This is a genomic window from Metallibacterium scheffleri, assembly GCF_002077135.1.
GTDB lineage: Bacteria > Pseudomonadota > Gammaproteobacteria > Xanthomonadales > Rhodanobacteraceae > Metallibacterium > Metallibacterium scheffleri.
In genome coordinates this window covers 997775-1007500 of the sequence record NZ_LDOS01000001.1, presented here as the reverse complement: position 1 = coordinate 1007500, position 9726 = coordinate 997775, and the positions used below count along the sequence as shown (strand labels likewise).

Genomic DNA, 9726 nt, shown 5'->3' with positions numbered 1-9726 from the left:
ATGGTGGCCTCGGTAGTGAGAGCGTTGCGCGCGGTGTGCAGCCTTGGCGCGAAATTCGCTGCATCCAGTTAATTGTGGGTTAAATCAAGCGCGTCGTGCAAAACCTTTGCAAACAAGACGTTGACGAGGTTTTGCCGGGGTGGTTATGGTACTTGTCAATTTCCGTACGAGGGGCCCGTCGATGGGCGATCACCCGCAGGCGCGCAGCATGCGCCATTTCACCCTGCGCGCCATCGCCTCGCGGCGCCGTGTGCGTTACTACCTCAGCGCCGCGCGCCGCGCGCGCGGAATTCTGCTGGCACGCAAGCGCCATCGCTGGATCCTGGCCGGCGTTGCATTCACCGCGATGATACTGGGTCTGGCCATCCTGCCAGCCTGGGCCACCCTGCAACGCGAGCACGCCGCTCTGGGTCCACGCATACAGTTGGCGCTGGCCATGCCGAGTCTGGTCCGTGATCAGGCCGACATGCTGGCGCAAGAGCCTGTCTGGCAACAGGCCATGGTGCTGCCCGGACAGTCGCTGGCAGATCTGTTCAAGCAGCAGGGCCTCAGTGCAACCGAATTGCAGAGGGCGCTGGATGCCGACAACGGCCAGTCGGGCCTGGCGCGCATCCGCCCCGGCCAGCAGTTCGAGTTCCTGCGTGGCGCGCATGCCGAACTCCTGGCGATGCGCTACGAGCGCAACGATGCGCAGCGCGTGACGCTGCAATTTTATGGCAACCGCGTCGCCGAGACCGTGCAATCCCTGGCGCTAGAGCGCCGCACGCAAGTGGCGCACGGCGTGATCACCGACTCGCTGTTCGATGCCGGCAGCCACGCCGGAATGAGCAACGCCATGGTGCTGGAACTGGCCAGGGTGTTCGGTTACGACATCGACTTCGCCCAAGACCTGCGCGTTGGTGACAGCTTTGCGGTGGTCTACGACAGCATGTACCGCGGCGGCGAGTATCTGCGCCCGGGCACTATCATCGCCGCAGAGTTCGTCAATCGCGGGCGCCGCTACACCGCGTTCCGCTACACCCAGCCGGATGGCAACGTGGCCTATTACAGCGAGGACGGCCGCCCGCTACGCAAATCGTTCCTGCGCACGCCGGTGGATTTCACGCGCATCTCCTCGCGCTTCTCGGTGGCGCGCTTGCACCCGGTGCTGGGCCGCATGCGTGCGCACAAGGGCGTGGATTATGCTGCACCCCAAGGCACGCCGATCTACGCCGCCGGCGATGGCGTGGTGCAGTTCAAGGGCTGGGAGAACGGCTATGGCAACTTCGTGCTGATCCGCCACAACAAGGACGTCAGCACCGCCTATGGCCACATGTCGCGCTTTGTCAGCATGCTGCGCAAGGGTGAGCGCGTGCGCCAGGGACAGGTGATCGGCTACGTAGGCATGACCGGTCTCGCCACCGGGCCGCATCTGCACTACGAGTTCCGCGTCGATGGCAAGCAGCGCGATCCGCTGACGGTGACACTGCCCAAAACCGTGGCGCTGCCCGGGCCGCAGCTTGTGGCCTTCCGTCGCAGCATCGCGCCGATGCTGGCGCAGATCGAGCAGGCGCACAGCCGCGACACACGCCTCGCCAGCGCCAAGTGAGCGCCGCATGAGCAGCGAGCTGTATCTGGGCCTGATCTCTGGCACCAGCGCGGATGGTATTGACGTCGCGCTGGTCGACTTCTGCCACGGTGCGCGCCTCCTACATGCAGCAACCTATCCGTATGCGCCCGAACTGCGCGCCGAAGCACTGATGCTTGCGCAAGGTGAAGGAACTTTCGAGCTTGATCAATTTGGCCGTCTGGACGTCCGCATTGGCGAAGCTTTCGCCAGCGCTGCCATGAACTTGCTGCGCAGCGCTGACACCCGCACAACCTCGGTGCGCGCACTGGGTTCGCATGGCCAGACCGTGCGCCATCGCCCTGACGGTCCACACCCGTTCACACTACAACTGGGCGATGCCAGCGTCATCGCCGAACGCACCGGATTAGTTACCGTGGCCGACTTCCGCCGCGCAGATGTCGCTGCTGGCGGCCAGGGCGCGCCACTGCTGCCGGCGCTGCACGCGGCGCTGCTGGCGCAGCCGGGCGAGGCCCGCGCGGTGCTCAATCTAGGCGGTATCGCCAATTTCACTTTGCTCGGCGTCGATGGCGGCGTGCGCGGTTTCGACACGGGTCCGGCCAATGCGCTGCTGGATGCGTGGTGCCAGCGCCATACTGGCGCTGCGTGCGATACCGACGGAGCCTTGGCGGCCAGCGGCCACGTCGACCAGACACTGCTGGCTGCGCTGCTACGCGAACCCTATTTTGCTCTGCCAGCACCCAAGAGTACCGGCCGCGAATATTTTCATCTGCGCTGGCTGGATGCCCGACTAGCGGGGCGCGCGCTGAGCGTGGCCGACGTGCAAGCCACGCTGCTCGCCCTGACTGCGCACAGCATCGCCGCGGCACTGCAAGCCCACGCACCGGACACACACACGGTCTATGCCTGTGGCGGCGGCGTGCATAACCCTGTACTCATGCGCGCGCTGCAGCAGGCTCTGCCCTGCACGTTGCTGAGCACCGCTGCCGTGGGTGTCGATCCGGATTTCATCGAGGCCATGGCGTTCGCGTGGCTGGCCCGCGAGCGCCTGCACGGGCGTGCCGGCAACCTGCCCGGCGTGACCGGTGCGCACGGGCCACGCGTGCTGGGTGCGGTGTATGCCCCCCTGCCAACTTCGCACGCGGCGCAATGAACAGCGCCATCAACGCTGCGGGCCGTCTTCAGGTTTGCGCGCAAATTGTCCGGCCGGCACATCAGCCAGCGCCGCCAGTGCTTCACTGAATGCGCGATCCTCGCCTGCACTGAGCCCGGTGCCCATCTGCCGGCCAAACTCGACCTCGCGCCCGGAGAAAGGATCGCAGCTGGCCATGCCCAAGCCATGACGCAAGGCGTGCAAAATCACGTCGTTGAGCGACCACTTGCGCGCCAGCGCCAGTTCCTTGATGCGCTCAGCCAACGCTTCGTCGATATGACGCACCACGATATCCGGCACTGGCTGGCTCCCGATGTCATGAGTCCTGCCCCTGTGCCCGGATTCTGCCACGGCGCGAGTACTGCGATAACCGCCACCATGGCGCGCTCAGTTCGCGGCATGGTGTTGCAACAGTCGCGGCCGCACCCAGAACCACACCACCAGGGCCGGCAAAGTGGCCAGGCAGGAAAATATGAAAAATCCGCTGAAGCCCACCGTGCCAACGATAAAACCCGACAGCCCGCCGATCAGTTTGCCGCTGACCACGGTCAACGAACTGAATAGCGCGTACTGGGTCGCCGTGTAACGATGATCGGTAAGGTCCGACAGAAACGCCACCGCGACAGTACCCAACAAGCCGGTGGAAAAATTGTCGCCGGAAATCATCACCACGAACAACGGCATGCTGCCGTGATGCCAGGTCAACAGCAAAAACAGCAGATTCGACAAAGCCGCGGCCACCAGCGCCCATGGCATGCAGCGCTCCGCACCCCAGCGCAGCACCGCTGCACCACCGGCGAAAGCACCCACGAGTCCGACGATGACGCCGTAGAGTTTCGAAACCTCGGCCACCTGCACCAACTTGAATCCGGCATCCAGATAAAACGGCAGCGCCACCGGGCCCAGCATCTGGTCTGAAATCTTGAACAGCAAGATGAAGGCCAGCAACAGCAGTGCGAGATTCGCGCCAAAGCGCTCGAAGAACTGCCGGAACGGCCCGATCACGCCATCATCCAGCGCCGCGCGCCAGTTGGCCGCACGTGCGCGCCGCTCGACCGGTTCACGCGCCAGCAGCGTGGTTGCAATCGGCACCAACAGCAATGCCGCCATGATGCGATAGGCCTCGCTCCAGCCAGCGTACTGCGCCAGCACCAATGCTCCAGCGCCGCTGGCGATTAGCGCCACGCGATAACCGAATATGTAGGTCGAGGCCAGTGCGCCCTGCATCTCAGGCGGCGCGATTTCGATGCGATAGGCATCAATCACCGTGTCCTGGGTGGCGCCGGCGAATGCAGCTACTCCCGTGATGAGCAAAAACAGCGACAGCTGCGCATGCGGAGTGACTTGCGCCATGCCCAACAAGGCCATGGCCAGTATGCATTGCGCCAGCAACAACCAGCTGCGGCGCTGCCCAAGTCGTCGCAGCAGCGGCAACCGGATGCGATCCACGGCTGGTGACCACAGGAACTTCAACGAGTAAGTCAGGCCGATGTAACTGATCAGACCGATGTCATCGAGCGAAACATGATCCAGCTTCAGCCAGCCCGACAGCGTGTAGCCGATCAGCAGAAACGGCAGGCCCGAGGAGAAACCGAAAAAAAACAGCGTCAGCGCCGCCGGCTGGGCAAACGCCGTCAGCGTGGCGCGCATGCCATGCGCGGTACTCATCGCAAATCCATCGCGTAATCCACGGCATACGGCGCATGGTCGGAAAAGCGCGGACTCCGATGCACGCGGCAGGCACGCAGGCGTTCACGCATCCCCGGTGTCGTCAACTGGTAATCGATGCGCCAGCCGACGTCATTCGCGTAGGCTGCGCCACGATTCGACCACCATGTGTATTCTTGCGCCGCGGGCTTCAACGTGCGATAGGTATCCACCCAGCCGCGTTGTTCGATCAGCTCATTCAACCAGGCGCGCTCCTCGGGCAGACAGCCCGAGTTTTTCTGATTGGATTTCCAGTTCTTGATATCCAGCGCACCGCGCACGATGTTCCAGTCACCGCACAGCACATACTCGCGGCCGCTGCGCAGCCAGCCATCGAGCACTCCGGAAAACCACGCCATCACCTCGAACTTGAAGCCCTGGCGCAATTCGCCCGAGGAACCCGAAGGCAGGTACAGCGACACCACGCTGAGTGTGCCGAAGCGCACTTCGAGATAACGCCCCTCGCAGTCGAATGATTCCCAGCCCAGCGTATCCAGCACCGAGTCCGGCGCATGCCGCGAAAATACCGCCACGCCGCTATAGCCCTTCTTGCTGCGCGCGTCGTGCCAGTGGCAGTGATAGCCGGCGGGACGATGCGCTGCGTCGAGCTGCGCTTCCTGCGCCTTGGTTTCCTGCACGCACACAACATCGGCCTGCTGTGCCGGCAGCCACTCGAACAGACCCTTGCGCGCGGCCGAGCGGATGCCGTTGGCGTTCAAGGTCAGGATACGCATGTGTGGGCTCGGCGACGAAGCAGGCGCGACCATGCCTCGCCGATGCGCGCGAAGTCAACGAACGAAAACCAAATGACCCGCACATGCGGTGCGGCTGCAACCCATGGATGCGCCGTGCAGCCCTCGCCTCGATAATGCCCGCACTTGGCTCGCGGTGATCCCCATGCATGCTTACCAGCACGATTTTATCGCCCTCGCGCACCGCGCCGGGGTGCTGCGTTTCGGCAGCTTCACGCTGAAATCCGGACGCCAGAGTCCCTACTTTTTCAACCTCGGGCAGATCGCCACGGGCGCCGGACTGGCACGTCTCGGTGCCGCCTACGCTGCTTGTATCGAAGCCTCGGGCGTGAGTTTCGACATGCTGTTCGGCCCCGCGTACAAAGGCATTCCGCTGGCCACGACCACTGCCATTGCCCTGGCTGAGCGCCACGGCCGCGATATGCCGCTAGCCTACAACCGCAAGGAAACCAAGGATCATGGCGAAGGCGGGATGATCGTCGGCGCACCTCTGGCCGGGCGCGTGCTGGTGATCGACGACGTACTGACCGCGGGCACCGCGGTACGCGAATCGCTGGCGCTGATCCGCGCGCATGGCGCCACGCCCGCCGGCGTGGTGATCGCGCTGGATCGTCAGGAACGCGGCACTGGTGAACGCTCCGCCGCGCAGGAGTTGACCCACGAACATCACGTGCCCGTGCTCGCCATTGCCGGCCTGAGCGAAGTCATGGACTACGCGGACACACAGCCCGATCTGGCCGTGTTCAGCGCCGAGCTGGCGACGTATCGCGCACACTACGGCGTCGCCTGAGCGCGCGACGTCGGCCACGGCACGCGCGGCACAGCGCTTGTTGTTCGCCAACAGCCGGTTACCATGCGCGTCTACTCGCGCCAGTGAGCGGAATCGAATGCGGATGCAGCTGATGCGGGTCAACGTGATCGCCTGGGATAACGGTCTTGGCTTGTCCCGCCATCTGCGCCTGTTGGCCGGCGCGCTGCGCGCCAGCGGCCACGACGTCACCATGACCGGTTTGCGCCGCGGCAACTGGCGCAAGCTGGGACGGCGCATCAAGCTGGGCACGCGCAACGTCTGGAATCACGCCTTTGGCGATCGCGGCTGGGCGCGGCACGACGTCAATCTGCTGATCGAGCACATCCGCCCCGAATTCCTGCCGGCCGCGCGATACAACGTGCTGTTGCCGCATCCGGAATGGTTTCTCGACAGCGACCGCGAATTGCTGCCACGCATCGACGCGGTGTTCGCGCAGACACGGCACGCCATCGCCATCTTCGAGCAGCTCGGCCAGCGCGTGCTGTACACCGGCTTCACCAGCGAGGACCGTCGCGATGGCGCGGTACCGCGCGAGCGCGCGTTCTTTCACCTCGCCGGGCGCAGCCAGCATAAAGGTACCGTGCGCCTGCTGGCACTGTGGCGCAAGCATCCGGAATGGCCACGCCTGACCGTGGTGCAAAATCCCAAGAGCGCCACGCCAGGCGCGTCTGCCGCCAACATCGAGCATCGCATCGATTACCTCGACGACGCGGCGCTGCAGCGTCTGCAGAACGCGCACTGGTTCCACCTGTGCCCGTCAGAAACCGAGGGCTATGGCCACTATCTGGTCGAGGCCATGGGAATCGGCGCGGTGGTACTGACCACTGACGCCGCACCCATGAACGAGTTCATCACCTCCGCGCGCGGTCTGCTCGTGGCTTGCACGCGCAGCGGCCGGCAAAACCTGGCCACCACGCACTACTTCGACGAAGCCGCGATGGAACAAGCCGTCGCGCAAGCCATTGCACTGAGCGATGCCGACCTGGCGCGTCTGGGCAACGCCGCACGTACCTGGTTTGCAGATAACGCACGTGCGTTTCCGCTACGCGTGGATGCTGCGCTGCAGGCTTTGCCACACTGAAGCAGTTGCACATTTACCATTGCTGCTTGGGCATTATTTTTGCGCTGCCGTTGCAAATCATGCCGTGCGCCACGGAATCCGCGCCGCGTAATTTAATCGTATCTTGTGAGCCGCACGCGTCATGCATCAGCATTCAGCCCGCATTCGCACAGCGACCAGCACACCAGTGCATGATCATGCCGGGCACAGGGGCGATCGTAAGGATATGTGGATCTGCAATGGAGTGGCTCACCATGGCCAGCGTCAACTTGGTCTATCGCGACAATGGCTTCGGCCTCAGCCGCGACTTTCGTCTGCTGGCTGGCGCCCTGCGCCATAACGGATGTGAAGTTTATGCCACGCGCATTGATGCGCGTGGCGAGCGCCGCCGTCGCCGCCGCGGTATCGCTGCGTGTCTGCAGGCACCGCGATCGCTGTTTGGTGGCTTGCAGCGGCATCTGGCCGCACCGCGTTTTGATTTGAACATCATGTTCGAGCACCTGTGGCCCGAGCAACGCCCGCTGGCGCAGCGCAATGCCGTGCTGCCCAACCCGGAGTGGTTCGATCGTCACGACCAACGTCGCCTGCACAGCATCGACGCGGTCTGGGCCAAGAGTCGCGATGCGCTGGATATCTTCCAGGCGCTGGGTTGCAGCGCGCAGTTGGTGGGCTTTCACAGTGAGGATCGGCTGGACCGCGACATACCGCGCCAGCGCCAGTTCTTGCATCTGGCTGGTGGTAGCCGTACCAAAGGCACGCGGCGATTGCTGGCACTGTGGCGTCGCCATCCGGAATGGCCGCTTTTGACCGTTTTGCAGCATCCCAGCGAAGCAATCGAGACTCCTGCGGCGGCCAACATCGACCATCGTATCGGCTATCTCGATCCGCGCCGACCCGAGGCGCTGCATGAATTGGTGCGACTGCAAAACAGCCACCAGTTCCATGTCTGCACCTCGGAGACCGACGCCTGGGGGCATTATCTGGTCGAGGCGCTGGGCGTTGGCGCAGTGACGTTGACCGTGGATGCGCCACCGATGAACGAGCGCATCACGCCCGAATGCGGTTTACTGGTGCCCTACGCGCGGCACGAGCCCATGGCCTTGGCCACACGTTATTACTTCGACGAACAGGCGCTGGAAGACACGGTGAATCATGCATTGAGCCTGGACACGCGCGCGCTGCGGCAGATCAGCGACAACGCCCGTGACTGCTTCGAACGCAATCGCGATGCCTTCAATCATCGCGTCGGTCTGGCGTTGCATCGCAGCCTGCGCTGAACGCATGACGGAGGATCTCGCCGCGTACTGGCGCGCGTGTCTGCGCCAGCCATGGCAGACGTGGCTGGGGCTGAGCGCACTGGCACTGGCTGCGCTGACCGCGGTCAGCAACCTGCCGCAGCCGCTGCAATCCAGCACCGCCGCGGCGCTGGCGCTGTTGGCACTGCTGGCCTGTGGCGCGCAGCCATGGCAGGCATTGCGTCGGCATCCGCTGCCGAAGCTGATCCTCGCGCTGCTGCTGTACAGCCTGCTCCAGGCCGCCGTGACCGCGCAGCCCGGCGCGAACCTGGGTTACGTGCGCCAGCTCACCCTCGATCTCGACCCTGTCAAGGTGCTGATCTACGCCTGCGTGTTCGGCTGGTGGCTGGGGCGCTATCCACAGTGGATCATGCGCGTGCTCAAGCTGATGGCGCTGGGCTGGCTGTTGTGGGGGCTGGCGCAATTGCCGTGGCTGCGCATGGACGCTCTTGCCGCGGGCACGCTGCGCCTGCGTCTGGGCTATGCCGAAAATCTAACCGGCGCTTTTGCCTCCCTGGTGCTGTTGATCGGCATGTATGGCGCATGGCTGTGCCGGCGCAATGGGCGTGCGCCAGAGGCGACCGGCTTGCGTAGCGACGCCTGGGCGCTGCTGACGCTGGCGGCACTGCTTGCGCTGCTGTTCGCGCAATCGCGCGGCGCGTGGCTGGCTGCGGCTGTCGGCACCGCGCTGTTGTTCGCGCTGGGCCGTATACCGCAGCGTGCCTCACACCCGCTGCGCTGGCGCCGATGGGTCGGCCTGGGCGTGCTGGCTATCGCGCTATTCGCGTACATGGCGCGCCCGGCGGTACTTCAGCGTTTCGATGGCGGCGGCGCGGCCGCCTTGAGCGTGCTCGATGGCGGCGCGGTCACCGCCGCAGCACCATCCATTGGTCTGCGTCTGGAACTGTGGCGCTTCGCCCTGCACCTGATCGCGCAGCGCCCGCTATTCGGCTCCGGTCTGGCAAGCATCCAGCCAGCCATCGCCGCCCGCGGCATCGCCTGGCAAGGTTATGTGCCGCCGCACTTGCACGACACGCCACTGCAGGTCGCCGCCGGCATGGGGCTGGTCGGCTTGCTACTGCTGGGCGCTGCGTTCCTGCTGCCGTTGCGCGATCTGCTGCATGCATGGCGCCGCGATGTCGACGCGCGCCCGCTACTGGCGTTGTTGCTGGCGCTGTGCGTCGTGCTGCTTACCGTCAATCTGTTCGATTATCTGGCGTGGAGCAACGGCTACATGCGCGGCCCGCTGGAGATCGTGCTGGGTTGCGCGATGGCGGTCTCGCTGCGCTGGCGCAGCAGCGAATTTGCCTTGTCGGCGGGCTGATTGCCGTGCAGCAAAAAGCCCGCTGCAAGGCGGGCTTTTGCGTCGCGCCGACCATCG

The 9726-nt window shown here is 64.6% G+C and carries 10 protein-coding genes (1 of these 10 running past the window's edge); 6 read left to right on the top strand and 4 right to left on the bottom strand.

Annotated elements, in window-relative coordinates; translation table 11 throughout:
- Positions 1-2, bottom strand: partial view of a tyrosine--tRNA ligase gene (gene tyrS, locus Mschef_RS04455; RefSeq protein WP_081126587.1) — a 2-nt sliver only. Its footprint begins 1213 nt before the window's first position; a 2-nt sliver of its 1215-nt coding sequence is all that appears in the window; its start codon straddles the left edge of the window (only 2 of its three bases are visible, at positions 1-2); its stop codon lies beyond the left edge, outside the window.
- A gap of 206 nt (positions 3-208) precedes the next feature.
- Here tyrS and Mschef_RS04450 point away from each other — a divergent pair, with 206 nt between their 5' ends.
- Both Mschef_RS04450 and Mschef_RS04445 read left to right on the top strand, forming a co-directional pair.
- Positions 209-1588: a M23 family metallopeptidase gene (locus tag Mschef_RS04450; protein ID WP_242426445.1), complete on the top strand. Its 1380-nt coding sequence runs from the start codon at positions 209-211 to the stop codon at positions 1586-1588.
- A 7-nt stretch (positions 1589-1595) separates the two neighbouring features.
- Positions 1596-2720: an anhydro-N-acetylmuramic acid kinase gene (locus Mschef_RS04445; RefSeq protein WP_081126585.1), complete on the top strand. Its 1125-nt coding sequence runs from the start codon at positions 1596-1598 to the stop codon at positions 2718-2720.
- Positions 2721-2729: 9 nt separating this feature from the next.
- On the opposite strand, the gene Mschef_RS04440 is transcribed toward Mschef_RS04445, so the two are convergent.
- From Mschef_RS04440 to Mschef_RS04430, 3 genes are all read right to left on the bottom strand, one after another.
- Positions 2730-3005, bottom strand: a complete 276-nt coding sequence (locus Mschef_RS04440) for a hypothetical protein (RefSeq protein WP_136256359.1) — start codon at positions 3003-3005, stop codon at positions 2730-2732.
- Between the two features lie 102 nt (positions 3006-3107).
- Positions 3108-4388 (bottom strand): AmpG family muropeptide MFS transporter, encoded by a 1281-nt coding sequence (locus Mschef_RS04435; RefSeq protein WP_081126583.1) that lies wholly within the window; start codon positions 4386-4388, stop codon positions 3108-3110.
- Positions 4385-5161 carry an exodeoxyribonuclease III gene (locus Mschef_RS04430; protein WP_081126582.1) on the bottom strand — a complete coding sequence of 259 codons (777 nt, stop codon included), beginning with the start codon at positions 5159-5161 and terminating at the stop codon, positions 4385-4387. Before Mschef_RS04430 ends, Mschef_RS04435 begins: the two co-directional genes overlap by 4 nt.
- A gap of 163 nt (positions 5162-5324) precedes the next feature.
- On the opposite strand from Mschef_RS04430, the gene pyrE reads away from it, so the two are divergent.
- From pyrE to Mschef_RS04410, 4 genes are all read left to right on the top strand, one after another.
- Entirely contained in the window at positions 5325-5969 is a 645-nt protein-coding gene (pyrE, locus tag Mschef_RS04425) for an orotate phosphoribosyltransferase (RefSeq protein ID WP_081126845.1), read from the top strand.
- Between the two features lie 103 nt (positions 5970-6072).
- On the top strand, positions 6073-7071 hold the full coding sequence (locus tag Mschef_RS04420) for a glycosyltransferase (protein WP_242426444.1): 999 nt from the start codon (positions 6073-6075) through the stop codon (positions 7069-7071).
- Between the two features lie 233 nt (positions 7072-7304).
- Positions 7305-8327 (top strand): glycosyltransferase family protein, encoded by a 1023-nt coding sequence (locus Mschef_RS04415; RefSeq protein ID WP_136256358.1) that lies wholly within the window; start codon positions 7305-7307, stop codon positions 8325-8327.
- A 4-nt stretch (positions 8328-8331) separates the two neighbouring features.
- The gene (locus Mschef_RS04410) at positions 8332-9669 is read left to right on the top strand and encodes an O-antigen ligase family protein (protein ID WP_168708880.1); all 1338 of its coding nucleotides are present in this window, start codon (positions 8332-8334) and stop codon (positions 9667-9669) included.
- Positions 9670-9726: the final 57 nt, after the last annotated feature.